Origin of the sequence: Rhizobacter sp. SG703 (genome assembly GCF_012275445.1) — a bacterium.
In the GTDB taxonomy this organism is placed as follows: Bacteria; Pseudomonadota; Gammaproteobacteria; order Burkholderiales; family Burkholderiaceae_C; genus Rhizobacter.
This window is the reverse complement of the sequence record NZ_JAAZQK010000008.1, coordinates 116,327-139,840: the sequence shown is the minus strand read 5'-3', so window position 1 is coordinate 139,840 and position 23,514 is coordinate 116,327. Positions and strand designations below refer to the sequence as shown.

Here is a 23,514-nt window from a genome sequence, read left to right as displayed (position 1 = left end):
CGATGAGCACGCCGGGCAACGACCGGCCGCCCCGCTGGGTCCGTGCGACCCACTGGATCCATGCGGCCAGCTTCTTCACGCTGCTGGCCAGCGGCTGGCAGATCTACGCTGCCGATCCGTTCTGGGTGCCGGCGTTTCCCGACTGGGCGACGCTCGGCGGCTCGTTGCCCGGCGCACTGCAATGGCATTTCGCAGCGATGTGGCTGTTCGTCGCGAACGGGCTGGTGGCCGTGACGACGTTGGTGGCCAGCGGCCGGCTGCGCCGGCTCTACCTGTCGGTGAGCTGGGCCGGATTCCAGGCCGACGTGGCGCGCTTCGTGCGCCACCCGTTCGACCATGGCGACGGCGGCCGCAATGCGGTCCAGAAGCTGGCCTACCTCGGCGTGCTGGTGGTGCTGGCGCTGGAAGTGGCTTCGGGCCTGAGCCTGTGGAAGCCGGTGCAGTTCCAGGCGCTGTCGGCGCTGCTGGGCGGCTACGAGATGACGCGCCGCCTCCATTTCGCCGGCATGGCCACGCTGGCCTGTTTCGTCGTCGGGCATGTGGCACTGGCGCTGGCATCGCCGCAGCTGCTGCTGCCGATGCTGGGCCTGCGCCGCAAGGCGCGAGAGGAGACGCGATGAACCGCCCCCCGGTCGACGAAGCCGCCGCGCTGCGGCGGCTGTCGCGCGAACTGCAGGCCCGCGGGCTGCGGCTGGACCGGCGCGCCTGGCTGCGCCTGTCGGCGGCCGGCGGCGCCTCGGCGCTGCTGGCCGGCTGCAACGTGACCGACACCGACGGCCTGCAGCAGGTGTTGCGGCGCATCTCGCGCTTCAACGACGGCGCCCAGGCCGCGCTGCTGCGGCCCGGCCTGCGCGCGCCCGAATACAGCGCCGCGCAATTGACGAAGCCGTTCCGCTTCAACGCGTTCTATTCCGAAGCCTCGGTGCCCGAGGTGGACGAGGCGAGCTGGCGGCTGGAGGTGGGCGGCCGGGTGCAGCACGCCGATGCGTGGACGCTGCCGCAGCTGCGGGCGCTGCCGGTCGTCACCGAGATCACGCGCCTGATCTGCATCGAAGGCTGGAGCGCCGTCGGGCAGTGGACCGGCGTGCCGTTGTCGCACTTCCTGCGGCGCATCGGGGCCGACCTGTCGGCGCGCTATGTGGCCTTCCGCTGCGTCGACGGCTACTACACCAGCATCGACATGGAAAGCGCGATGCATCCGCAGACGCTGCTCGCGCACGGCTTTGCCGGCGCGGACCGGCTGCCCGACGAGTTCGGCTTCCCGCTGCGGCTGCGCATCCCGATCAAGCTCGGCTTCAAGAACCCGAAGCACCTGGTCGGGATCGCGGTCACCAACGAGTTCAGCAGCGGCTACTGGGAAGACCTGCACGGCTACAACTGGTTCGGCGGGCTGTGATGCGCTGGCGGCGGCGGGCCTCGCCGTCAGGCCCGCCTTGCCGTCAGCCACTGGCCTGACTTCAACGCCTCGGCCACCACGCGCACTTCACCGATCTTGCCGAAGAAGCCGTCGGCCCGATCGCCGTCCCACGAGCCGGCGCCGACCACCCACGGCGAGCCGGCGGACAGCGTCGCGAGGCCGGGCACGTTGCTGGTGTTGCGCAGCACCGGCGCCCCTTCGACGTACATCACGGTGTCGTGCGTCGCCGGGTCGTTGACGATCGCGATGTGCACCCAGGTGTCGGCGATGATCTCGCCGGACCAGCTGGCAGCGCCCCCACGCGCACCGGCGATGTCCGGCACCACCTCCCACTGCACCTCGCGCAGGCTGGAGATCGCGAACAGCATCGGCGGGGATTCCGGATCGCCGCCGTCGAAGCCGGACAGGTCGCCACGCTTGCCGTCGCGCGTCATGATGTTCATCCAGGCGTGCTTCGACTTGTCCCAGGCTTTGTCGATCTTGATGAAGGCTTCGATGGTGTAGCCGGTGGCGGTGAAGGTGAGCGCATTGAGGGCCGCCGTCGTGTCGGTCAGGAAGTAGCTCATGCGCGGCGTGTTCTTGTCGGTGTTCAGGAAGGCCACCGAGCCCGGCGCCGCCGACAGGCGATGGTGGTCGCTGCTCCACACGATGTCCGCCGCCTCGGCGCCGACGATCACGCTGCTGTTCAGCGCATCGCGCCTGAGCGGGTTGGCGCCGGTGACGTCGGCGATCTGCGCTCCCGGCGCCACCGCCGTGCCGTCGGCGCCGCCGAAGAAGCGCCAGTGCGCGACGGTGGAGGCCACCTTGGGGTAGTCGTCGGTGTCCTTGGCCACCAGCGGGGTCGGCGCCGCGGGCTCGTCGTAGCCCTTCAGGACCAGGGCCCTCGCCTGCGCCGCGAGCGACGACGCCACCGTGGCCGGGCCGGTGCCGAAGCCCGGGTTGAAGCGGGCGAAGCGCTTCGCGAAATCCATGCCGATGGAGAAGCTGTGGTTGGGCTCGGCCAGCACGGCCTGGTCGAAGGCATTCAGCGTATCCGCCGGCTTCATCGGCACCCACGGCGAGAACGACAGCACGTTGATCTGCCGGTTCGTCAGGTCGAACTCGTACAGGCGCATCAGGCCGTTGCCGCCCTGGTAGGCCATCTGGTAGTCCACCACCATCTCCTCGACCGCGTGGCCGAAGTCGTTGGTCTTGGTCAGGTGGGCGCCGCCATGGTGGTGGCCGTTGAGCGTCATGAAGATCTGGTCGTTGTCGCGGATCAGCTTCTCCCACAGCATCAGGCCGTAGCCGGTCTCCAGCGGGCTCACCGCGTCCGGCGCGATGTTCAGCAACTGGTGGTTGACCAGGATGACCGGCAGCGTCGGGTGGCTCGCGATCACGCCGCGCGCCCAGGCGATGCCGGCGTCCGAGATGCGCCACGACAGCGACAGCACCAGGAACTGCTGCTCCTGCGCCTTGAAGACGTGGTACTCGTGGAAGCCGGTGCCGTCGCGCTCGCCGAAGGTCGACTGGCGCCTGGCGCGCTTCGCGCCGAACCATTGCAGGTACGGTTCGTTGGCCAGCACGCGCTGGGTGTCGGTGCCGGTCGCCGGGCTCGCGTCGTAGTCGACGTCGTTCAGCACGTCGTGGTTGCCCGCCAGGATCGAGTACGGCACCTTGGCCACTTCCAGCACCTGCATCGCGGTGTCGGCCACCTTCCATTGCTCGGGCTTGCCGACCTGGTCCACCACGTCGCCCAGGTGGATGACGAAGGGGATGTTCAGGCGTTGCGCGTTGTCGGCGATCCACCGGGTCTGCGCGTAGTACGGCTCGCTGCCGTAGTGGCGCTCGTACTGGCTGCTCTCGGTGGACGTGGCGTAGCGCGAATAGAACTGGGTGTCGGGCAGCACCGCCAGCGCAAAGCTGGAAATCTGCGTCGACGCGGGCGCAGCGTCATCGTCGCCGCCGCCGCAAGCGGCCAGCAGGCCGCCTGCGGCGACGGTGGACGCGGACGCAAGGCTCATCTTGAGCAGGCGGCGGCGCTGGATCGAGGGGGACTTCTTCATCAACGGCTCTCATCGGCATCGGGAGGCGGCCCACTCTAGGGATGCCATGTGCAGTTGCCGTGACAGTTCGATGATCGCGCGCGCGCAACAGCGGGTCACCGAGGTGTCACGAGGGCTTCCTAGGATCCATCCCTTTTCGCGAAGGAACCCATCGTGTCCATGTCCCATCGGATCAAGCTTCTGTCGTTGTTGTTGGGAAGCCTCTCCCTGATCTACGCCTGCGGCGGAGATGGCGACAGCGGCAACAGCGCCATCAACGAGCCGGCCGGCAAGTGGACGGCCGGCGACCTGCACGTGCACACCGTGCAATCCGACGATTCGCGCACGACGCAGACGCTGGACTTCGTGCTGAACAAGGCCTTCGCCACCTACAAGCTGGACTGGATGGCGCTGACCAACCACCTGCGTTCGTCCAAGTACGACAACGACGGCACGCTGCTCGCCACGCCGGTTCCGTTCGCGTACGGCATGGCGTCGCACGAGATCCCGCGCGTCAAGGCGCTGCAAGCCGGCGGCACCTACGCCGACAAGCTGATCTTCTCGGGCTTCGAATGGGACATGCCCACCCATGACCACCTGGGCATCGCGTTGTTCGAAGGCGCCCCGACGCTGCAGGCGTCGACCGGCGGCGCGAAGGAATTCCAGTACGCGTTCACGACGCTGGCGGAATCCCAGTTCGATCCCGCCGACGTGGCCGTCTGGAAGGCGAAGTACCCGCAGCGCTTCAACAGCACGGCCGCGGACGCGCTGCAGGCCATCTCGTGGCTGAAGACGAACTACCCGACGACCAGCTTCGCGACCCTCAACCACCCGTCGCGCAACCCCGGCAAGTACACGGTCAGCGACCTGCGCCAGATGAACGACCTGGCACCGGACATCGTGTTCATGATCGAAGGCATGGTCGGCAACCAGATGGAGCCGAACCGCGGCGGCTACACCTCGGCCTACGTGCCCGAGAACGCGCCGAACCGCACCTACGGCGGCGTCGACGCCCTCGTGGCCCGGCTGGGCGGTACCTGGGATGCGCTGCTCGGCGAAGGCCGGCGCATCTGGAACATCGCCGACTCCGATTCGCACTTCGAGATCGACGCGGCCAGCAACAGCAGCGGCTACTACCCGGGCGAGTATTCGAAGAACCACGTCTGGGTGGCCGACGGCCAGGCCGGCATCGGCGGGCTGACGAAGAGCCTGCGCGACGGCCGCATGTTCGGCGTGTTCGGCGACCTGATCGACGCGCTGGATTTCCGCATCGGCGGGTCGACCGGCAAGGGCTTCATGGGCCAGGAGATCAAGGTGCCCGCCGGCGAGCGCGTGACGGTCACGATCAGGTTCAAGAGCCCCGCGCTGAACAACTACCAGAAGCCGGTGGACAGCGGCACGCCGGGCAACATGAAGCCGGTCGTCGACCACGTCGACCTGATCGTCGGCGACGTGACCGGCAAGGCGCTGCCGGGCACGCCCGCCTATGCGGTGGCGACGAACGCCTCGACCCAGGTGCTGCGCCGCTTCACCGCGGCCGACTGGAAGCTCGAGGCCGACGGCTACTTCTCGGTCAGCCTGCAGGTCGAGGCGAAGAAGAGCCAGTACTTCCGCCTGCGCGGCACCAACCTGGCCCCGGACGTGGCCGGGCTGACCGCCAACGGCGAACCGCTGGCCGACCCGCAGACCACCGGTGCCGACAACGCGGCCCGCGTCAACGCGATCAACGACCGCAACTACGGCAGCCTGTGGTTCTATTCGAACCCGGTGTTCGTGACGGTCGCGCCATAGGCCTCGCTCCGGGGCGGCCCGTCAACGGGTTGCGGCCAGCCAGTCCCGCAGCGCCGGGTCGCGCACTTCCAGCACATCGAACAACCCGACGGCGCGCAGCGCCGGCAGGGCCTCGGCGATGTGCGCCGCGGCCGCATCGCGCTGCGCGGCGCTCGACGCAGGGTCGCTCCACACCGTCGCGTTCGCGAGGAAGGCGGCAATCGTGCCCTTGCGGACCGTCATGCCGTTGAAGTCGCCCTGGTCGGCATGGTCTGGCAATACGTCGTCGGCTCGCATCGGTTCTCTCCGGGGTCAGTGGGTGTAAGCCACGATTCTGGACAGCCTCTTCTGGCTGCGCTACGGTAGTCCGGTCAATCACTACCGCATCGCCGCCATGACCTCGCCCCTGCTCGTGTCGTCGCTGCTCGATTCGGCCGACGGCCCCGCGCTGCTCGCCGTCGAGGTCGAAGGCGCCGACCCGCGCGTCACCGCGCCGCATGCGCATGCGCGGGGCCAGTTGTTCGGTGCGAAGCGCGGGCTGCTGACGGTCGGCACCGAAGGCGGCCAGTGGGTCGTCCCCGCCATCCACGCGGTGTGGGTGCCGCCGCACCACAAGCACTCGCTGCGCTCGCATGGCGCGTTCGCCGGGTGGAGCGTGTACCTGGCCGAATCCTTCTGCGCGGACCTGCCCACCATGCCGTGCACGATGCGCACCTCGGGGCTGCTGCGCGAAGCGGTGCACCGAGCGGCAGGCTGGGACGGCAGCCCGCTCGATGCGCCGAGGATGCGCCTTGCCGAGGTGATCCGCGACGAGCTGCACGAGCTGCCGCACGAATCCTTCGGCCTGCCGCTGCCCAGCGACGCACGCCTGTTGCGCATCGCCCGGGCGATCGGCGATGACCCGGCCGATGCGCGCTCGCTCGACGACTGGGCCGCGTGGGCCGGCATCGCGCAGCGCACGCTGACACGCCGCTTCGTCGCCGAGACCGGCTTCCATTTCAGTGCATGGCGACAGCGTGCGCGGCTGATGCGGGCGCTCGAGCTGCTGGCCGCCGGCACGCCGGTGACGAACGTCGCGCTCGACCTGGGCTACGACAACCTGAGTGCGTTCATCGCGATGTTCCGCCGCCAGTTCGGTACGACACCGGGCCGGTACTTCAGCCCCTGACAGGCAGGCGGCGGTGTTCCTGGCCCCGGACGCGGCCAGCGTCGACAAACGAGTCGAGCAGTTTGGCAGGGGAGGCGCAGGTGCGAGGGCCAGGCGTCAGAGCGCCGGCGACGGCGTTTGACGGAAGCTTTCATACGCGAACGCGCCGGCAATGCGGTTGCAATCGGCCGGCGAGACGCCGGCTTCGCGGGCCGTTGCAAACCAGGTGCTGCGCACCTGCGCCTCCATCTCGTCGATCAGGTGCTGCGCCTCGTCTCGCTGCAGCAGGAAGCGCATGTGCTGCGACATCAGATTGCCGGCATTCGCGAATCGGCCCGCATCGCCGCAGGCCATCGCCAGATCGCGCCGCTCGATGCGGACCGGCACGGCCGGCGTCAGATCGTAAGCAGGCGACAGCTGCCAGTCGCGCCCCCTGGCGATCAACGCGTGGTTGCGGGGGTGGTCGTCGGTGTTGGAAATGAGCGCGTTGAAGCACATGCGCCGGAACAGCTCGGCCGCATTCGCCCGCGGCTCGCTGCAGGCCCGCCGCAACTCTTCAGCCAGTTGCACGTACGACCAGCGGTCGCGCGACTGGAAGGTGTCCTCGGCGCGCAGCATCGTCAACGCGCTGACCATGCGCGCGCGCAGGTAGCCATCCGGCACCTTTTCGCGGTCGAAACGGCGGACCAGCAGCACATCGCGCCCGCCAACCTCGACGACGCGGCTGTCGGCCGTCGTCAGGCCGCAGCGCCGTGCCAGCATCAGCATCGCATGCTCGACGCGAGCACTGTTCCAGGCATCGGTCGCCAGGTTGAACTTCGCGACCCACAGCCCAGCCTCGTCCTCCACCACCGCTTTCGGGCGCGCGCCACCCATCGACGTTCCGACCAGCAGCAGGTTGACAACCTGCTCGGTCATCGAATCGACTGGACGCTCGTCATCGGCGACGACCGCATCGGCCGTGGCCTGCAAGGCGGCCAGGGCCAGCGTCTGGTTGAAGCTGCGCTTCGGTGCCGGCGGCGTCGCGTTGAGGCCGAAGCCCAACGCGCCGGCACGGTCGTCGGGTGCGTGCAACAGGTAGGTCAACTCGCCCGGTTGAGCCTGCCCGAGGTGGCGCTGGATGACCCGGCGTCCCCAGTGATCCGGACTTGCATCGCGCAGCGCGCCGAAGACGCCGTTCAGCGCGTTCGTCGTGCTGGTGCGGTCGGTCAACCGGAGGTCGACCGGGTCGATGGGCACCGCGTCCTGCCGCGCCAGGTAGCTACGCCCGTAAACGAAGCGCCCCTCGGGGACGCCGTGCCGATTGACGCTCAGCTCGAAGCGGCCGCAGGTCACCGGCTCGGTCGCACCGGGCAATGTGATGTAGACGAAGCACTCGCCGGACGACTCAGAAGTCATTGCTCAGTCCCGTCTTGGTCCGGGCACGCCCGCGCTCCGACGACAGTGCCAGCGTCTGCCCTTCGGCGTCACGCTCGGGCGTGGCAACGTCGTCGAGCTGGCGCAGCAGGTCCAGCGCCCACAGAATGGCGGCGTAGGTCGCGATCGAAGCCGATGGCTTGCCATGCTCGGCGTCGGCCACCGCCCGTTTGCCAGTGCCGATCTTCCCGGCCATCTGCTCGATGGTCCAGTTGCGGCGCAGGCGGGCGGTACGCAGGTCGGTTCCCAGGCGCCTGAGCGATTGCTCGACAGCATGGGGAGGTGCGGCAAGAAGCGTGTTGCGGGTGCTCATGGGGCCGCAAGGTAGCACGCGATCCTCGTGGCGAGCAAGTTAAAGTGCCCTGAAGAGCACGTTATATGGACAAATGATTCCTCCAGAGCACTTGATTGCCGCCGGACTCTCACCTTGTCCAGTCGATGAGAGACAATGCGCCTCTCGCGCCGCCAGCAGGCTGCGCCCCTCCCGCGAGTCCCCGAGCCCATGTCCTCCGAGCTGACCCCGCAGGTGCGCCGCCGCCGCACCTTCGCCATCATTTCCCACCCTGACGCCGGCAAGACCACGCTGACGGAGAAGCTGCTGCTGTTCTCCGGCGCGATCCAGATCGCCGGCAGCGTGAAGGCGCGCAAGGCCTCGCGGCATGCCACCTCGGACTGGATGGAGATCGAGAAGCAGCGCGGCATCTCGGTCGCCAGCTCGGTGATGCAGATGGAATACCGCGATTGCGTCATCAACCTGCTCGACACCCCGGGCCACCAGGACTTCTCCGAAGACACCTACCGCGTGCTGACCGCGGTCGATGCCGCGCTGATGGTGATCGACGCGGCCAACGGCGTCGAGCCGCAGACGCGCCGGCTGCTGCAGGTCTGCCGCGCGCGCAACACGCCGATCCTCACCTTCGTCAACAAGATGGACCGCGAGGTGCAGGACCCGCTGGTGCTGATGGACGAGATCGAGCGCGAACTCGGCATGGGCGTCGTGCCGTTCACCTGGCCGGTCGGCATGGGCAAGCAGTTCCACGGCGTGATGGACCTGCGCGAGGAGCAGATGCGGGTGTTCAGCCCCGGCGAAGACCGCAACCACAACGACGACGAGATCCTCGCCGGCCTCGACAACCCGGCCTACGCCACGCGCTTCGGCATGCAGTACGAGCAGGCGCACGGCGAGATCGAGCTGGTGCGCGAAGCGGCGCCGGCCTTCGACAAGGCCGCCTTCCTCGCTGGCCACCAGACGCCGATGTTCTTCGGCTCGGCCGTCAACAACTTCGGCGTGCGCGAGGTGCTCGACGCGCTGGTCGACCTGGCGCCCGCGCCCGGCCCGCGCCAGGCCACGCAGCGCCTGGTCGAGCCGGACGAGAAGAAGTTCACCGGCGTCGTCTTCAAGATCCAGGCCAACATGGACCCGGCGCACCGCGACCGCATCGCGTTCGTGCGCGTGGCCAGCGGCCACTTCGAGCGCGGCATGCGGCTGAAGGTCGGCCGCTCTGGCAAGGAGCTGCGGCCGAACACCGTGGTGAGCTTCCTGTCGCAGCGCCGCGAGCTGCTCGACGAGGCCTTCGCCGGCGACATCATCGGCATCCCGAACCACGGCGTGCTGCAGCTCGGCGACACGCTGACCGAAGGCGAATCGCTGCTGTACACCGGGCTGCCGTTCTTCGCGCCCGAAATGTTCCGCAGCGTCGAGGTGGCCGATCCGCTGCGCACCAAGCAGCTGAAGGCCGGCCTGCAGCAGCTCGGCGAAGAAGGCGCGATCCAGGTGTTCCGACCGGTCGCCGGCTCGGTGCTGCTGCTGGGCGCGGTCGGCCAGCTGCAGTTCGAAGTCGTCGCGCACCGGCTGGAGCACGAGTACGGCGTGAAGGCGCGCATCCAGCCGAGCCGCTTCCAGGTCGCGCGCTGGGTCACCTGCGACGAGGCCGACGGCGGCGAGCGCGAGCTGAAGCGCTTCATCGACGCGAACGACCACCGCGTGGCCTACGATGCGGTCGATGCACCGACGGTGCTGGTGGAATACGCGCCCGAGCTGCGCGCGATCGAGGCCAACTGGCCGAAGATCAAGTTCCACGCGCTGCGCGAGCACGCCGGGCTGGTGTTCCAGAAGAAACTCGACGGCTAGAACAAACCCTCCGGAGGAACCGCATGCTCGCCAGTTCGCTTGTCGCCGCCCTGCATTTCATCGCTGCGTTCGGCATCGCCGCGACGCTGTTCCTCGAATGGCTCAGCTTCAGCCGCACGCCGACGTTCGCCGAGGCGAAGCGCATCGCGCTGGCCGACCGCTGGTACGGCATCTTCGCGGGCCTGCTGCTGGTGGTCGGCTTCGTGCGGGCGGCGCACTTCGAGAAGGGCTGGTCGTTCTATGCGCACAGCCCGTTCTTCCACCTGAAGCTGACGCTGTTCGTGCTGGTCGGCCTGCTGTCGATCTACCCGACGGTGCGCTTCATCCGCTGGGCCCCGGCGCTGAAGGCCGGCCGCGCGCCGGAAGTCACCGAGCGCGAGCACAGGTTGATCTCGCGGCTGCTGACGGCGCAGATGGCGCTGCTGGTGCTGATCGTCGTCTCGGCGTCGTTGATGGCGCACGGGGTCGGTCTCTAGGCCCCTAGAATCCGCGCGCGGCCACACACGCCGAGCAGAAACGGGTTGCAGTACGGGCCCGGCTGTGGGGTACCCCCACGGCATCGAGTCGACCTTGGCATTCGCATGCAGGCGCGGGCCGAGCATGCGCTGGGAGCGTCGCCGGACTGGCTGCGCCGGTTGATCGCTGAACTGCCGCGCGTCTGCGACGCCACCTGGCAACGCCAGGAGGTCGACGACCTGGCCGCACGTGTCGAGCAGACGCGCGCGTTCTCCGACGGCCGGCGCGCCTCCGGTGTGCCGTTCCTGCGGCGCTGGATCCTGCGCGCCTCGCGCATGCACCCGCCCCCGCTGGGGCTCGACGAGCTCGGCCTGCCGCCGTTGCCGCACAGCGCGGCCATCGCCGCGTGGCTGGCGATCACGCTCGACGACCTCGACTGGTTCACGCACGAGCGCCGGCATCGGCTGCCGCTGCCATCGCAGCACTACGGTTTCACGTTGCAGCCCAAGCGCAGCGGCGGCGGCCGGCTGATCGAATCGCCGCGCCGCCGGCTCAAGGCCGTGCAGGCACGCGTGCTGCACGGCCTGCTGGACCGCGTGCCGGTGCACGAGGCCTGCCACGGCTTCGTCGCCGGCCGCTCGGTGCTGACGCACGCGCGGCTGCACACCGGGCGACCGGTGGTGATGCACTTCGACCTGCAGAACTTCTTCGGCCGCATCGTGGCGTCGCAGGTCGCCGCGGTGTTCCACACGCTCGGCTACCCACGCGGCGTGGCGCGGCAGCTGGCGGCGCTGTGCACCGTCAGCACGCCCGAGCCGGTGATCGAGCGGCTGCGCGACGACGGCTGGGTCGACTGGCAGGACGCGCAGGCGCTGCGCCGTGCCCACCTGCCGCAAGGCGCGCCGAGTTCGCCGATGCTCGCGAACCTGTGCGCGTTCCAGCTCGACCTGCGGCTCGACGGCCTGGCCCATGCGCTCGGCGCGACGTATTCGCGCTACGCCGATGACCTGGTACTGTCCGGCCCGGCCTCGTTGCGCGGCTCGTTCGACCGCATCGCCGCCTGGGTCGGCCGCATCGCGCTCGAAGAAGGCTACGCGCTGAACCACCGCAAGACGCGCTTGGCGACGCAGGCCGCGGCGCAGCGCGTCTGCGGCGTGGTCGTCAATGCCCACCCCAATCTGCCGCGCCGCGAATTCGACCGGCTGCGCGCGATGCTGCACCAGTGCGCGCTGCACGGTCCGGCGTCGCAGAACGTCGATGGCCGGCCCGACTTCCGCGCCCATCTGTGGGGCCGCGTGCAGTGGGCCGCGCAGCTGAATGCGGCCAAGGCTGAACGCCTGCGCGCGCTGTGGCAGCGCATAGACTGGTCGCCATGACCGCACCCACCGCGCCGACGCCGTCGCGCCTGTCGCTGTACCTGAACCTGATCCGCTGGGACCGCCCGGCCGGCAGCTACCTGCTGCTGTGGCCGACGCTGTCGGCACTGTGGATGGCGGCCGGCGGCTTCCCCGGCTGGCACCTGCTGATCGTCTTCACGCTCGGCACCTTCCTGATGCGCAGCGCCGGCTGCGCCGTCAACGACGTCGCCGACCGAGATTTCGACAGGCACGTGAAGCGCACCGAGCAGCGCCCGGTCACCAGCGGCGCGGTCAGCGTGAAAGAGGCGCTGCTGCTCGGCGCGGTGCTCGCGCTGGCCGCCTTCGGGCTGGTGCTGACGACCAATGCCGCGACCATCGCGTGGAGCGTCGCGGCGCTGGCCGTCAGCATCGTCTACCCGTTCACCAAGCGCTTCTTCTCGATGCCGCAGGCGGTGCTCGGCGTCGCGTTCAGCTTTGGCATCCCGATGGCGTTCGCAGCCGTGCGCGGCGAAGTGCCGGCGCTCGCCTGGGGGCTGCTGCTGGGCAACCTGTGCTGGGTGATCGCCTACGACACCGAGTACGCGATGGTCGACCGCGACGACGATTTGAAGATCGGCATCAAGACCTCGGCGATCACGCTCGGCCGCTTCGACGTGGCCGGCGTGATGGCCTGCTACGGCCTGTTCATCGCGAGCTGGGGCGTGCTCGGTGCGCAGCAAGGGCTGCGCTGGCCGTTCTTCGCGGGCCTGGCGGTGGCCGCCGGCATCGCCGGCTGGCACTGGACGCTGATCCGCACGCGCACCCGCGACGGCTGCTTCCGTGCCTTCCGGCTGAACCACTGGCTGGGCTTCGCCGTGTTCGCCGGGGTGTTGCTCGGCCAGTGGACGTAGCCCGGATCAGGGATACAAGCCGCGTTCTTCTCGCGCGATGAGGATCCGCTCGCAGGCCACCGCGAAGGTCGCCGTGCGCAGCGTGATCTTGTGCCTCTCCGAGGTCTCGTAGATGTGGCGCAGCGCATCGACCATGATCTTGTCGAGCCGCACATTGATCTCGTCCTCGCTCCAGAAGAAGCTGCTGAAGTCCTGCACCCATTCGAAGTAGCTGACGGTCACGCCGCCGGCGTTGCAGATCACGTCGGGCACCACGAGGATGCCGCGGTCGTGCATCACGTCGTCGGCATCCGGCAGCGTCGGGCCGTTCGCGCCTTCGAGCACCAGCTTCGCCTTCAGGCGGTTCGCCCGCGCCGCGGTGATCTGGCCTTCGAGGGCCGCCGGGATCAGGATGTCGCAGTCGACGTCCCAGAAGGCTTCGTTGTCGATGCGCTCGGCGTTCTTGTAGTTGGCGATGCCGCCGTCGCGCTTCAGCACTTCCATCGTGTCGGCCATGTCGAAGCCGTTCGGGTTCGCAAGCGTGCCGGTGTGGTCCTGCACCGCGACCAGCTTGGCGCCGGCCTGCACGAACAGCTCGGCCGCCGAGCTGCCGACGTTGCCCATGCCCTGCACGGCAATGCGGGCGCCGTCCAGGTTCAGGTTGATGCGGCGCGCCGCCTCGCGGCCGGTCACGAACACGCCGCGGCCGGTGGCCTTCACGCGGCCGAGCGAGCCGCCCAGGTGGATCGGCTTGCCTGTGACGACGCCGGTCGCGGTGGAGCCGGTGTTCATCGAGTACGTGTCCATCATCCACGCCATGATCTGGCCGTTGGTGTTCACGTCAGGAGCGGGGATGTCGCGCTGCGGGCCGATGATGATGCCGATCTCGCTGGTGTAGCGGCGCGTCATGCGCTCCAGCTCCTTCATCGACAGCGCCTTCGGGTCGACCCGGATGCCGCCCTTGGCACCGCCGTACGGCAGGCCGACGCCGGCGCACTTGATCGTCATCCAGGCGCTCAGCGCCATCACCTCTTCGAGCGTCACGTCGGGGTGGTAGCGCACGCCGCCCTTGCCCGGGCCGCGCGACAGGTTGTGCTGCACGCGGTAGCCCTCGAAGTGCCGCACCGTGCCGTTGTCGAGCTCGATCGGCACGTCGACGATCAGCGCGCGCTTCGGGCGCTTCAGCGTCTCGCCCCATTTGGCCAGCGATCCGAGGTAGGGGAGCACGCGGTCGACCTGCGACAGGTAGGTCTGCCAGGGACTATCGGCGTGCGGGGTGACATAGGACAGGTTGCTCATGCGGGTCTCCGTGGGGGAAGTCGTCATGCCCTGGCGCTGCGCAAACTCGTGGCCCACGCCGCCGGCATGGAGCGCGACTGTAGGCCCGCGGCGCCCGAATTTCTCACCGAAGCTCATGCCTCCTTTGCATGATGTGTTCCAGGCATCACATACCTTGCGCGGTCCGCCAAGGCGGATCAGCCGAATTCGTCACCCAGTTCACGCGCGCGACGCTGCGCCGCCTTCACCGCCGAGACGATCGCGCCGTGCACGTCGCTGCGCTCGAGCGACGTCAGGCCGGCGTAGGTGGTGCCGCCCTTCGACGTGACGCGCTCGCGCAACAGCGACGGCGCTTCGCCGGATTGCAATGCCAGCGCCGACGCGCCGGCGAAGGTGGCCAGCGCCAGCACGCGGCCCTGGTCGGCGCTCAGGCCCATGTCCTGTGCCGCCTTCATCATCGCCTCGACGAAATAGAACACGTAGGCCGGGCCGGAGCCGGACAGCGCGGTGACGGCATCGAGGTCTTCCTCGCGCTCGACCCACAGCGTGCGGCCGGTGGGCGCGAGCAGGCGCTCGACCTGCACGCGTTCGTCGTCGCCGACAGCCGGCCGCGCGAACAGCCCGGCGATGCCCTGGCCGATCAGCGCCGGCGTGTTGGGCATCGAGCGCACGACGCGCTCGGTGCCGAGTGCGCGCGCAATGTCATGGCTGCGGATGCCGGCCATCACGCTGAACTGCAGCGCCGCGGCGATGTGCGCGGCGCACGCAGCGGCCGCTTCCTTGAAGTGCTGCGGCTTGATCGCCCAGACGACGATGCCGGCGCGCTGCAGCACCGAGCCGGGCGCCTCGAGCGTGATCACGCCGAGGTCGCGCTGCAGCCGCGAGCGCTGCTCGGCATTCGGTTCGAGCACCAGGATGTCGCCGGGCGCGCGCCCGCTCTTGAGCAGGCCGCCGATGATGGCGCTGGCCATGTTGCCGCCGCCGATGAATGCAATGCTGTTCATCGGCGCAGTGTAGGAGTTTCAGGCCCGATTCAGCCGGCTGCCCATTGCCGCAACAGGCGTTCGGTGTCGCGCAACGCCGGCCGGGCCAGCACGTGGAACGACAGCCGGCCGGGCGACGGCCAGCCGCGCGGGTCGCGCCGGGTCAGCACGTCCAGGTCGGCCGGGATCGCCGACTGGTTCAGGCAGCCGATGCCCCAGCCGGCGCGCATCGCGGCCACCGCGCCGTGGCTGCCGGTGCAGCTGAGCTGCAGGTGGTACGGCCGCGCGCTGCGGGCCAAGGCCGCCAGCGCCATCGCGCGCACCGGGCAGTCGGGGCCGAGCAGCACCAGCGGTGCGGGCGCGTTGGCCGGCGCTTGCCAGCCGGCGGCGGCCACCCACGACAGCGGCTCGCGGCGCAGCAGCCGCGCGCCGGGCAGGGCCTTGTCGCTGGTGACGACGGCCAGGTCCATCGCATCGGCGGCCCACAGTTGCTGCAGTGCAGCGGAGCTCGCCCACAGCAGCTCGAAACGGGCCTGTGGTTGCGCGTCGCGCAGCAGCGCCAGCAGGTCGGCGAGGCGCGCCGGCAGGAAGTATTCGCTGAGGCCGATGCGCCACACCGCCGCCTGCGGCGCCGGCTGCACCGCGGCGCGGGCTTCTTCCTGCAGCTCGATCAGCCGGCGCGCATGCGGCAGGAAGCGTTCGCCCTCGGCCGTCAGCGCGAGCGCGCGCGTGCTGCGCTGCACCAGCCGCGCGCCGACGCTCGCCTCCAGCTGCTGCAGGTGGGTGCTGACGGCCGACTGCGTGCGGTTGACGCGATCGGCCGCTCGCGTGACCGAGCCGGCCTGCGCGATCGCGATGAAGCTGCGCAGCCACAGCGGGTCGAGGTCATTCATCTGAATCGTCCATCAATGCCATCGAATCAAACTGATTCACGGATGGATGCTCGGCGCCTAGAGTCCAGTTGTCAACCCGACGCAACCGCCCTCACCAGGAGCCCTCCATGCCCTACCTCCACATCCAGATCTCCGGCGCCGCCGACGATGCACTCGCCGCGAACGTCGCCCGCAACGCGACCGAGCTGACGGCCCGGCTGCTCGGCAAGGACCCGTCGCTGACGGCGGTCGTCGTCGACTTCATCGCGCCGTCGCAGTGGTTCATCGGCGGGCGAACGCTTTCGGCCGGCGGGCCGCGCAGCTACCACTGGATGGTCAGCATCACCGACGAGACCAACACCAAGCGCGAGAAGGCGCTGTACCTGGAGGCGGTGCACGGCACGATGCGCGAGCTGCTGGGCGGCGTGGCCGAGCATTCGTACGTGCACGTGGCCGACTTGCGTGCGAGCGCCTACGGCTATGGTGGGCAGACGCAGGAGCACCGCTACCAGCATGCCGGGTGATGACGACCCCTCGACCTGCGGGTACGCCAGTCGATCCCCCGAGGGGATGCGGGCCGGCTTGGGGCGGCCCGGCGCTCGGTCCGCTTGACGCCAGACATGGAACCTGAGCTTCGGATCGCCGTCGGCTGCTTCGGATCGGCAGCGGCCGGCGCGCGCGACAGCGCCTACCTTGGCGCTGTCGTGCGCAGCGGGGGCGTTCCCCGTTCACCGGAGCATCGCCGTGGCCATTCCCAACTCGCCTTCTCTTGCCGCCTCCCGCTCGCGCAGCTCGTCGATCGCGCTGCGGGAGCTGCCGCCCCTGCCGAGCTCGTCGGCGAACTCGACGGCGTCCCGGCGCCCCCCGACCGAGGGGCAACTGCCGAGCCGGCGCAACAGCGAGGCGTCGCTCGCACGTTCCGACAGCAGCCGGGCATCGACGCGGGCGCCGCGGCAGAGTTCATCGAGCCTCGGCGCCGCCGGTTCGCGTCGCAACTCCGCCGATTCGATCGAGTTGTCGATGCCCGGCGGATTCAACCCGTCGATCCACTCGACCGAAGCGCCGCCGCCGATCGAACAGGCGCCCGACCACCTGGCCTCGATCGAGGCCACCCAGGTGCCGAGCTTCCGCGACGTCAACCCGTACTTCTTCAACAAGAGCGCCTTCCATGCCAAGCTGCCGAACGACGTCACCGGCTGCGTCGCCTTCGTGCTCAGTTCGATGCGCCGGGATGACGCGGACATCCAGCCGCTGAAAGACCTGGCAGAGAAGCAGTCGAAGGTGCTGCAAGACCACGGCATCACGACCCGCGAGCAATTCATCGGCCTGCTGAACCAGGTCGAGTGGCGCGATCGCGGCACCGGGCTGGTGCACGGCATGGCCGGCGCCAGCGGCTTCAACACAGGCTCCGCGATCGTCGATTTCGCGCTCGCCGACAAGGCGCTGGCAGGACTCCTCGGCAGTTGGAAGGACGTGCCGGCCGCGCTGCCGGCCTACGCCGCCGGCGCATTCCTGGGCGTGATGATGTCGGCGATGGACGTCGGCACCGGCCCCGCAGTCGCCAAGACCTTTGCCGACGCCTATTACCTGCGGCCGCCGGAAGACCAGACGCCCGCCCCGCTGAAGGGTGCGAATGCGCACACCAAGGCCAGCCTGGCGGCCAGCATCAGCGTGGCGGCCGGATCGAGTTTCGGCGCCGCCCGAAACGGCGGAATCCGCCTCCCGCAGACGGTCATCACCCACCACGTCGGGTCATCGGAACAGCGCTCGCTCGGCGACAACGTGATCGATGTGGTCGGCGGCGAGATCGTCGGCGGCGGCGGCATGCAGCTCATCCGCAACAGCCTCGACAACGGCGCCGGGCGCTCCGGCTTCCAGCACTTCCTGGCCCGCGAAGACCTGGGCGCCTGCCTGGACCACCTGAACAAGCCGGCGCTCGAGCAGATGGCCAGCGTCGCGAAGCGCTTCGGCAGCTACGGCAAGAACGTCGTCACCGAGATGCCGGCCGCGATGAAGTCGGTGCTGGCCAGCGCCGCAGGCTGGACGTCGCACGGCGTGCTGGGCAGCGGCTTCGGCGCGCTGTTCTCGATGCTCGTCGCGATGCCGAAGACGCTCGAGGCCAACGGCATCAGCAAGAAGGACGCTGAGCTCTACACGCAGCTGGCCAAGTACGCGGTGCTGCAGGCGCTGTACCACGTCTGGGGCGGTGCGATGGGGGCCGTCGCCGGCCCGCGGGCGACGGCCGACCCGTCGCCTGTCTAGGCGATCAGGCCGCTGCGATCACTTGCTCGCGACGGCCGATGCCGCAGCCTCGACGCCGACGACGGCCTGGCCGTCCTTCTCGGTGCTACGGTCGAACACCATCGTCTTGCCGAACTTCAGTTGCAGCCAGCTCGGGTAGTTGTAGCCCTTGCCGTTGTTGTGGTCGATGATCGCGCCGATGCCGCCGCCGAAGATGATGTTGCCGTACATGCCGCCGCTGGCGCGCGAGATCGCGTGGGCGATGGCCTGCGGGCTGTTCGGGTCCGTGCAGACGATGTCCAGGTCCTTGCTCGAGCGGTGAACCGGGATCGCTTCGCCGGACTCTTCATGAAATCCCTCCGGATTGGATTGGTTTTTTAGATCGCAGCCCCTCTGCTGCGCGGCGCAGTGTAGAAGCGCAAGCTTGAATTTCTTTCCCCCATGTTGAGGGTGCCGCGCACGGTTGCCGACAATCAGCCAGCTTTGTCACGAATGACGGCACCCGTGGAGGTCCCCCGATGCACCTGGAAGGATCCTGTCACTGCGCCGCCGTGCGCTTCAGCCTCGAATCGCACAGCCCGCAGCCCTACATGCACTGCCACTGCAGCATCTGCCGCAAGACGGCCGGCGGGGGCGGCTACGCGATCAACCTCGGCGGCGACGCGACGACGCTGAAGGTGCGCGGCCGCAAGCACCTGGCGGTCTACCACGCGGTGATGCGCGAGCCCGGCAAGCGCGCGACGCGCTCGAAGGCGCAGCGCCACTTCTGCGTCAAATGCGGCAGCGCGCTGTGGCTGTGGGATCCGCGCTGGCCCGAGCTCGTGCACCCGCATGCGTCGGCGATCGACACGCCGCTGCCGAAGCCGGCCGAGGTCGTCGAGGCGGCGCTCGCGTTCGTCGCGCCATGGGTCGACGTGCCGAGCGGCCGCGGCCATGTGCACTCGCAGCATTGGCCCGACGAATCGCTGGCCGACTGGCACCGCCGGCACGGCGTCTGGAGCGAGTGACGGCGATCTTGCACCGCGCGCCGATGCCCCGCCGCGGTGCGGATTGCTGCACGCCACGCAAAGCAGTTTCAGCCTGGACGCACGGACTGGCGCGGGACGCGAACACCACGTACGTGAATACCACGAGGGCAGATCGGGGCGAATGCGCGAGCATCGGCGCTGGTCGCAACGGAGCACCGCAACACGACACGCCGACGCTGCGCGTGATCGTCGTGTCCCACGGGAACACAGGGCTTTGCCAGGACTGAAGTTCAACCACCCGCCGCACGCAGGAGACACCATGCGCAGCCCCCGGACCCGTTTTTCCAACCTCTTTCTCGCGAGCGCGCTGAGCCTGGCCGCCGCTGCCGCCTTCGCCGCCGACCCGATCAAGATCGGCGTGGCCGGACCGTTCACCGGCGGGTCGTCGTCGATGGGGGTCAGCATGCGCGACGGCGTGCGGCTGGCCGCCGACGAAATCAACAAGGCCGGCGGCGTGCTGGGCCGCCCGCTGCTGCTGGTCGAGCGCGACGACGAGGCGAAGAACGAACGCGGCGTGCAGATCGCGCAGGAGCTGATCAACAAGGAGCGGGTCGCCGCGACCGTCGGCTACATCAACACCGGCGTCGCGCTCGCGTCGCAGCGTTTCTACCAGGACGCGAAGATCCCGGTGATGAACAACGTCGCCACCGGCTCGCTGATCACGCACCAGTTCGACAGCCAGCCCGAGAACTACATCTTCCGCAATGCGGCGCACGACAGCATCCAGGCGCCGATGATCGTCGAGGAAGCCATCACGCGGCGCGGCTTCAAGAAGGTCGCGATCCTGGCCGATTCGACCAACTACGGCCAGCTCGGCCGCGAGGACCTGGAGAAGGCGCTGGCGCTGAAGGGCATCAAGCCGGTCGCGGTCGAGAAGTTCAACATCAAGGACGTCGACATGACGGCCCAGCTGCTGAAGGCCAAGGAGGCCGGCGCCGAAGCGGTGCTGACCTACGGCATCGGCCCGGAGCTCGCGCAGATCGCCAACGGCATGACCAAGCTCGGCTGGAAGGTGCCGCTGGTCGGCAGCTGGACGCTGTCGATGGCCAACTACATCGACAACGCCGGCCCGGGCGGCGAGGGTGCGCGCATGCCGCAGACCTTCATCCAGGAGCCGACGACGCCGAAGCGGCAGTCGTTCATCATCAACTACCTGAAGACCTTCAACCCGAAGAACGCGCGCATCGATTCGCCGGTGTCGGCCGCGCAGGGCTACGACTCGGTCTACCTGCTGGCCGCGGCGATCAAGCAGGCCGGCAGCACCGAGGGCCCGAAGGTGAAGGCCGCGCTCGAGGACCTGAAGGCACCGGTCGAGGGTGTGGTGACGACGTACAGCAAGCCGTTCAGCAAGGGCGACCACGAGGCGATCACCGCGAACATCCCGGTGTTCGGCGAGGTCAAGGGCCAGCGCGTGGTCTACGCCTACCCGGACGACTTCAAGAAGGCGTCGGAAGTCCGCGTGAAGGACCCGAACGCCAAGGGCGCGCTGACCGCCACCAAGAAGTAGGCCTGGTCGGAAGAAGACGCCGCCCCGGCCCGTGCCGCGGCGGCGTTCGTTTGTGGAGTCCTTGCAGGAAGCACCATGCAGATCCTGACCCAACTCATCTACAGCGGCATTGCGCTCGGGATGATCTACGCGGTGATCGCGTTCGGCTACCAGCTGACCTTCGCGACCTCCGACACGCTGAACTTCGGCCAGGGCGACGCGCTGATGCTGGGCGCGCTGGTCGGGCTGACGCTGGTCGGCCTGGGCCTGAACTACTGGCTGATGATCCCGCTGGTGTGCGTGTTCGGTGCGCTGCAGGGGGCTGTCGTCGAGCGCATCGGCGTGCGCCCGGCGATCAAGATCAAGTCGGAGTTCGGCTGGATCATGTCGACGATCGCGCTGGGCATCATCTTCAAGAACGTGGCCGAGAACGTGTGGGGCCGCGACGACCTGAAGTTCCCGTCGCCGCTGCCGGAGTCGCCGCTGAAGTTCCTCGGCGCGAACGTTCTGCCGATGGAGATCCTGGTGGTGGTGGGTGCGCTGTTGATGATGCTGGCGGTCGAGTTCTTCAACCGCAAGACGATCTACGGCAAGGCGGTGGTGGCGACCTTCAACGACCGCGACGCCGCCAAGCTGATGGGCATCAACACCGGGCTGGTGATCACGTTCTCGTACGCGCTGTCGTCGCTGACGGCGGCCTTCGCCGGCGTGCTGATCGCCCCGCTGACGCTGACCGGCGCGACGATGGGCGCGGTGCTGGGCCTGAAGGCCTTCGCGGTGGCGATCATCGGCGGCCTGACCAGCGGCATGGGCATCATCGTCGGCGGGATCATCCTCGGGATCGCCGAGACGACCACCGGGTTCTACCTGTCGACCGGCTACAAGGACGTGCCAGGGTTGGTGCTGTTGCTGATCGTTCTCGCGGTGAAGCCGGCCGGCTTGTTCGGCAAGTCCGCGATCAAGAAGGTTTGACGATGTCGTCCTGCTGCTCGATCCAGGCCGATGAAGCAAGTGTGCGCTCGCAGGCTCAACGATCACTTCAGTCTTTTCTCCCCAACAAGAGCGGGTGGTGCTTCGCGGCGGGTGTCGGGCCACGCAAGAGCAGCAAAGCATGAAACGCCAAACACTCATCGCGGCCACCATCGGCGTCGCAGCCCTCATCGCCTTCCCGCTCGGCATCGAGAACCCGTACTACATCCACCTGGTCGAGACGATCATGATCTACGCGATCGTGCTGTTCGGCCTGGACATCGTCGTCGGCTACACCGGCCAGGTCTCGCTCGGCCATGCCGGCCTGTTCGGCATCGGCGCCTACACCGCCGGCGTGCTGGTGATGAAGCTGGCGGCGCCGCTGTGGATCACGCTGCCGGCCGCCATCGCCGTCACCGCGCTTTTCGGTGCGCTGCTCGCGCTGCCCGCGCTGCGCGTCACCGGCCCCTACCTCGCGATGGTCACGCTGGCGTTCGGCACCATCGTGCAGATCCTCATCAACGAGATGAGCTTCCTGACCGAGGGCCCGATGGGCATCAAGCTCGACAAGCCGCTGCTGTTCGGCTGGCAGCTCGGCGAACGCGGCTTCTACTGGGTCGTGGTCGCGATGCTGGTCGCGTCGCTCGTCGTCGTGCACCGCATCCTGCGCTCGCACCTCGGCCGCGCGTTCGAGGCGCTGCGCGGCAGCCCGGTGGCGTCCGACTGCATGGGCGTATCGGTGTACCGCTACAAGGTCTATGCGTTCGTCATCAGCGCCGGCCTCGCCGGACTGGCCGGCTCGCTCTACGCCTACTCCGAGCAGTACATCTCGCCGAACACCTACAACTTCGAGCTGACGGTGCTGTTCCTGCTTGCCATCATCATGGGCGGGCGCAAGACGCGCAGCGGCGCGCTGCTCGGCGCGGCCATCATCGTGATGCTGCCCAAGCTGCTCGACGACATCGAGCTGTTCCGCTGGGTCGCGGTGCTGATCGCAGTCGGCGTCGCAGCGGGTTGCGCCATCGCACTGAAGCGCGGCAAGGCCACGCCGCGCTCGGTCGCGGTGCCGGTCGTCGGCAGCCTCGCGCTCGCCGGCGTGTCCTTCGTGCTGACCACGATGACCGACTGGCGGCTGTCGATCTTCGGCGTCATCACGCTGTTCGTCGTGTACTACCTGCAGGACGGCATCGTCGGCTTCGTGCGCAATGCGCTGAACCTGCACAGCCGCGTCGAAGTGCCGGCCGTCGATGCGGCCACCGCACCGAAAGACGCCGTGTCGACCGCCGCGCAGCACAGCGCGCCGGAACTGCTGGTCGCCAACGGCGTGCTGATGCAGTTCGGCGGGCTGAAGGCGTTGAACAACGTCGACCTGAGCGTACGGCGCGGCACCATCCACGGGCTGATCGGGCCCAACGGCTCGGGCAAGAGCACGATGATGAACGTGCTGACCGGCATCTACACGCCCACCGGCGGCACGCTCGCGTTCGCCGGCCGCTCGCTGGTCGGACGCACCTCGGCCGACATCGCGCTGTCGGGCATCGCCCGCACCTTCCAGAACGTGCAGCTGTTCGGCGAGATGACCGCGCTGCAGAACGTGCAGGTCGGGCTGCACCACAGCTTCCGCAGCCACCTGGCCGACGTCGCGCTGCACACGCCGCGCTACCGGCGCGAGGAACGCGCCGCGGCGCAGCGCGCGCTCGCGCTGCTGGAGTTCGTCGGCCTCGCCGGACTGGTGCACGAGGAGGCGCGCAACCTGCCATACGGCAAGCAGCGGCTGCTCGAGATCGCCCGCGCACTGGCGCTCGACCCGCAACTGCTGCTGCTCGACGAACCGGCGGCCGGCCTGACCGCGCCCGACATCAAGGAGCTGATCGCGATCATCCGAAAGATCCGCGAGCACGGCATCACGGTGATCCTGATCGAGCACCACATGGATGTCGTGATGAGCATCTGCGACACCGTGTCGGTGCTCGACTTCGGGCAGAAGATCGCCGAAGGCCTGCCGGCCCAGGTGCAGGCCGACGAGAAGGTCATCGAAGCCTACCTGGGCGGCCAGGCCGCGTGAGGAC

Annotated in this window: 23 protein-coding genes; 14 read left to right on the top strand and 9 right to left on the bottom strand. The window is 68.8% G+C overall.

Going from position 1 to position 23,514, the window contains the following annotated elements; genetic code table 11:
- Nucleotides 1–2 precede the first annotated feature (2 nt).
- Both FHT26_RS18305 and FHT26_RS18300 read left to right on the top strand, forming a co-directional pair.
- Nucleotides 3–620, top strand: a complete 618-nt coding sequence (locus FHT26_RS18305; protein ID WP_168561547.1) for a cytochrome b/b6 domain-containing protein — start codon at nt 3–5, stop codon at nt 618–620.
- Nucleotides 617–1,396, top strand: coding sequence for a molybdopterin-dependent oxidoreductase (locus FHT26_RS18300; protein WP_168561546.1), 780 nt, complete (start codon nt 617–619; stop codon nt 1,394–1,396). The genes FHT26_RS18305 and FHT26_RS18300 overlap by 4 nt, the downstream gene beginning before the upstream one ends.
- Before the next feature lie 26 nt (nt 1,397–1,422).
- On the opposite strand, the gene FHT26_RS18295 is transcribed toward FHT26_RS18300, so the two are convergent.
- On the bottom strand, nt 1,423–3,462 hold the full coding sequence (locus FHT26_RS18295) for a LamG-like jellyroll fold domain-containing protein (protein ID WP_168561545.1): 2,040 nt from the start codon (nt 3,460–3,462) through the stop codon (nt 1,423–1,425).
- Nucleotides 3,463–3,621: 159 nt separating this feature from the next.
- Here FHT26_RS18295 and FHT26_RS18290 point away from each other — a divergent pair, with 159 nt between their 5' ends.
- Nucleotides 3,622–5,232 carry an S-layer protein gene (locus FHT26_RS18290; RefSeq protein ID WP_168561742.1) on the top strand — a complete coding sequence of 537 codons (1,611 nt, stop codon included), beginning with the start codon at nt 3,622–3,624 and terminating at the stop codon, nt 5,230–5,232.
- A gap of 21 nt (nt 5,233–5,253) precedes the next feature.
- On the opposite strand, the gene FHT26_RS18285 is transcribed toward FHT26_RS18290, so the two are convergent.
- Nucleotides 5,254–5,508: a hypothetical protein gene (locus FHT26_RS18285; protein ID WP_168561544.1), complete on the bottom strand. Its 255-nt coding sequence runs from the start codon at nt 5,506–5,508 to the stop codon at nt 5,254–5,256.
- Nucleotides 5,509–5,605: 97 nt separating this feature from the next.
- Here FHT26_RS18285 and FHT26_RS18280 point away from each other — a divergent pair, with 97 nt between their 5' ends.
- On the top strand, nt 5,606–6,379 hold the full coding sequence (locus FHT26_RS18280; protein WP_168561543.1) for an AraC family transcriptional regulator: 774 nt from the start codon (nt 5,606–5,608) through the stop codon (nt 6,377–6,379).
- A gap of 96 nt (nt 6,380–6,475) precedes the next feature.
- Here FHT26_RS18280 and FHT26_RS18275 read toward each other — a convergent pair whose 3' ends face one another.
- Both FHT26_RS18275 and FHT26_RS18270 read right to left on the bottom strand, forming a co-directional pair.
- Nucleotides 6,476–7,756, bottom strand: coding sequence for a type II toxin-antitoxin system HipA family toxin (locus FHT26_RS18275; RefSeq protein WP_168561542.1), 1,281 nt, complete (start codon nt 7,754–7,756; stop codon nt 6,476–6,478).
- Complete coding sequence (locus FHT26_RS18270) at nt 7,746–8,087, bottom strand: helix-turn-helix domain-containing protein (RefSeq protein ID WP_168561541.1); 342 nt, start codon at nt 8,085–8,087, stop codon at nt 7,746–7,748. Before FHT26_RS18270 ends, FHT26_RS18275 begins: the two co-directional genes overlap by 11 nt.
- 189 nt (nt 8,088–8,276) lie before the next feature.
- Between FHT26_RS18270 and FHT26_RS18265 the strand changes: the two genes are divergently transcribed.
- From FHT26_RS18265 to ubiA, 4 genes are all read left to right on the top strand, one after another.
- Nucleotides 8,277–9,905 (top strand): peptide chain release factor 3, encoded by a 1,629-nt coding sequence (locus FHT26_RS18265; protein ID WP_168561540.1) that lies wholly within the window; start codon nt 8,277–8,279, stop codon nt 9,903–9,905.
- 23 nt (nt 9,906–9,928) lie between these two features.
- Entirely contained in the window at nt 9,929–10,381 is a 453-nt protein-coding gene (locus tag FHT26_RS18260; RefSeq protein ID WP_168561539.1) for a DUF2214 family protein, read from the top strand.
- 105 nt (nt 10,382–10,486) lie between these two features.
- Nucleotides 10,487–11,737, top strand: coding sequence for a reverse transcriptase family protein (locus FHT26_RS18255; protein ID WP_168561538.1), 1,251 nt, complete (start codon nt 10,487–10,489; stop codon nt 11,735–11,737).
- Entirely contained in the window at nt 11,734–12,609 is an 876-nt protein-coding gene (gene ubiA / locus FHT26_RS18250) for a 4-hydroxybenzoate octaprenyltransferase (RefSeq protein WP_168561537.1), read from the top strand. Before FHT26_RS18255 ends, ubiA begins: the two co-directional genes overlap by 4 nt.
- A 6-nt stretch (nt 12,610–12,615) precedes the next feature.
- Here ubiA and FHT26_RS18245 read toward each other — a convergent pair whose 3' ends face one another.
- The 3 genes from FHT26_RS18245 to FHT26_RS18235 form a co-directional block, all read right to left on the bottom strand.
- Nucleotides 12,616–13,887, bottom strand: a complete 1,272-nt coding sequence (locus tag FHT26_RS18245) for a Glu/Leu/Phe/Val family dehydrogenase (protein WP_246867981.1) — start codon at nt 13,885–13,887, stop codon at nt 12,616–12,618.
- A 176-nt stretch (nt 13,888–14,063) separates the two neighbouring features.
- Nucleotides 14,064–14,870, bottom strand: a complete 807-nt coding sequence (gene proC / locus FHT26_RS18240; protein ID WP_168561535.1) for a pyrroline-5-carboxylate reductase — start codon at nt 14,868–14,870, stop codon at nt 14,064–14,066.
- A 29-nt stretch (nt 14,871–14,899) separates the two neighbouring features.
- On the bottom strand, nt 14,900–15,742 hold the full coding sequence (locus FHT26_RS18235; RefSeq protein WP_168561534.1) for a LysR family transcriptional regulator: 843 nt from the start codon (nt 15,740–15,742) through the stop codon (nt 14,900–14,902).
- A 107-nt stretch (nt 15,743–15,849) separates the two neighbouring features.
- On the opposite strand from FHT26_RS18235, the gene FHT26_RS18230 reads away from it, so the two are divergent.
- Nucleotides 15,850–16,245, top strand: coding sequence for a tautomerase family protein (locus tag FHT26_RS18230; RefSeq protein WP_168561533.1), 396 nt, complete (start codon nt 15,850–15,852; stop codon nt 16,243–16,245).
- 204 nt (nt 16,246–16,449) lie between these two features.
- Here the strand turns inward: FHT26_RS18230 and FHT26_RS18225 are convergent, their stop codons facing one another.
- Nucleotides 16,450–16,758 carry a hypothetical protein gene (locus FHT26_RS18225; RefSeq protein WP_168561532.1) on the bottom strand — a complete coding sequence of 103 codons (309 nt, stop codon included), beginning with the start codon at nt 16,756–16,758 and terminating at the stop codon, nt 16,450–16,452.
- On the opposite strand from FHT26_RS18225, the gene FHT26_RS18220 reads away from it, so the two are divergent.
- Nucleotides 16,742–17,983 (top strand): hypothetical protein, encoded by a 1,242-nt coding sequence (locus tag FHT26_RS18220; RefSeq protein ID WP_168561531.1) that lies wholly within the window; start codon nt 16,742–16,744, stop codon nt 17,981–17,983. The genes FHT26_RS18225 and FHT26_RS18220 overlap by 17 nt on opposite strands.
- An 18-nt stretch (nt 17,984–18,001) precedes the next feature.
- Here FHT26_RS18220 and FHT26_RS18215 read toward each other — a convergent pair whose 3' ends face one another.
- A complete protein-coding gene (locus FHT26_RS18215; protein WP_168561530.1) occupies nt 18,002–18,193 on the bottom strand; it encodes a hypothetical protein in 192 nt (63 codons plus the stop codon).
- Nucleotides 18,194–18,480: 287 nt separating this feature from the next.
- Here FHT26_RS18215 and FHT26_RS18210 point away from each other — a divergent pair, with 287 nt between their 5' ends.
- The 4 genes from FHT26_RS18210 (at nt 18,481) to FHT26_RS18195 (ending at nt 23,510) form a co-directional block, all read left to right on the top strand.
- Nucleotides 18,481–18,969 (top strand): GFA family protein, encoded by a 489-nt coding sequence (locus FHT26_RS18210; RefSeq protein ID WP_168561529.1) that lies wholly within the window; start codon nt 18,481–18,483, stop codon nt 18,967–18,969.
- A 280-nt stretch (nt 18,970–19,249) separates the two neighbouring features.
- Nucleotides 19,250–20,497 carry an ABC transporter substrate-binding protein gene (locus FHT26_RS18205; protein ID WP_168561528.1) on the top strand — a complete coding sequence of 416 codons (1,248 nt, stop codon included), beginning with the start codon at nt 19,250–19,252 and terminating at the stop codon, nt 20,495–20,497.
- Nucleotides 20,498–20,572: 75 nt separating this feature from the next.
- Entirely contained in the window at nt 20,573–21,448 is an 876-nt protein-coding gene (locus FHT26_RS18200; RefSeq protein WP_056803989.1) for a branched-chain amino acid ABC transporter permease, read from the top strand.
- 139 nt (nt 21,449–21,587) lie between these two features.
- A complete protein-coding gene (locus FHT26_RS18195) occupies nt 21,588–23,510 on the top strand; it encodes a branched-chain amino acid ABC transporter ATP-binding protein/permease (protein WP_168561527.1) in 1,923 nt (640 codons plus the stop codon).
- The last annotated feature ends 4 nt before the right edge of the window (nt 23,511–23,514 follow it).

Bases quoted from the DNA above. Each gene is read 5' to 3' on its own strand.
- FHT26_RS18305 (WP_168561547.1), top strand. From the start codon at position 3: ATGAGCACGCCGGGCAACGACCGGCCGCCCCGCTGGGTCCGTGCGACC.
- FHT26_RS18285 (WP_168561544.1), bottom strand. From the start codon at position 5,508: ATGCGAGCCGACGACGTATTGCCAGACCATGCCGACCAGGGCGACTTC.
- FHT26_RS18290 (WP_168561742.1), top strand. From the start codon at position 3,622: ATGTCCCATCGGATCAAGCTTCTGTCGTTGTTGTTGGGAAGCCTCTCC.
- proC (WP_168561535.1), bottom strand. From the start codon at position 14,870: ATGAACAGCATTGCATTCATCGGCGGCGGCAACATGGCCAGCGCCATC.
- FHT26_RS18295 (WP_168561545.1), bottom strand. From the start codon at position 3,462: ATGAAGAAGTCCCCCTCGATCCAGCGCCGCCGCCTGCTCAAGATGAGC.
- FHT26_RS18280 (WP_168561543.1), top strand. From the start codon at position 5,606: ATGACCTCGCCCCTGCTCGTGTCGTCGCTGCTCGATTCGGCCGACGGC.
- FHT26_RS18205 (WP_168561528.1), top strand. From the start codon at position 19,250: ATGCGCAGCCCCCGGACCCGTTTTTCCAACCTCTTTCTCGCGAGCGCG.
- FHT26_RS18300 (WP_168561546.1), top strand. From the start codon at position 617: ATGAACCGCCCCCCGGTCGACGAAGCCGCCGCGCTGCGGCGGCTGTCG.
- FHT26_RS18235 (WP_168561534.1), bottom strand. From the start codon at position 15,742: ATGAATGACCTCGACCCGCTGTGGCTGCGCAGCTTCATCGCGATCGCG.
- FHT26_RS18210 (WP_168561529.1), top strand. From the start codon at position 18,481: ATGCACCTGGAAGGATCCTGTCACTGCGCCGCCGTGCGCTTCAGCCTC.
- FHT26_RS18195 (WP_168561527.1), top strand. From the start codon at position 21,588: ATGAAACGCCAAACACTCATCGCGGCCACCATCGGCGTCGCAGCCCTC.
- FHT26_RS18245 (WP_246867981.1), bottom strand. From the start codon at position 13,887: ATGAGCAACCTGTCCTATGTCACCCCGCACGCCGATAGTCCCTGGCAG.
- FHT26_RS18260 (WP_168561539.1), top strand. From the start codon at position 9,929: ATGCTCGCCAGTTCGCTTGTCGCCGCCCTGCATTTCATCGCTGCGTTC.
- ubiA (WP_168561537.1), top strand. From the start codon at position 11,734: ATGACCGCACCCACCGCGCCGACGCCGTCGCGCCTGTCGCTGTACCTG.
- FHT26_RS18275 (WP_168561542.1), bottom strand. From the start codon at position 7,756: ATGACTTCTGAGTCGTCCGGCGAGTGCTTCGTCTACATCACATTGCCC.
- FHT26_RS18215 (WP_168561530.1), bottom strand. From the start codon at position 18,193: ATGTACGGCAACATCATCTTCGGCGGCGGCATCGGCGCGATCATCGAC.
- FHT26_RS18200 (WP_056803989.1), top strand. From the start codon at position 20,573: ATGCAGATCCTGACCCAACTCATCTACAGCGGCATTGCGCTCGGGATG.
- FHT26_RS18270 (WP_168561541.1), bottom strand. From the start codon at position 8,087: ATGAGCACCCGCAACACGCTTCTTGCCGCACCTCCCCATGCTGTCGAG.
- FHT26_RS18230 (WP_168561533.1), top strand. From the start codon at position 15,850: ATGCCCTACCTCCACATCCAGATCTCCGGCGCCGCCGACGATGCACTC.
- FHT26_RS18255 (WP_168561538.1), top strand. From the start codon at position 10,487: ATGCAGGCGCGGGCCGAGCATGCGCTGGGAGCGTCGCCGGACTGGCTG.
- FHT26_RS18265 (WP_168561540.1), top strand. From the start codon at position 8,277: ATGTCCTCCGAGCTGACCCCGCAGGTGCGCCGCCGCCGCACCTTCGCC.
- FHT26_RS18220 (WP_168561531.1), top strand. From the start codon at position 16,742: ATGCCCGGCGGATTCAACCCGTCGATCCACTCGACCGAAGCGCCGCCG.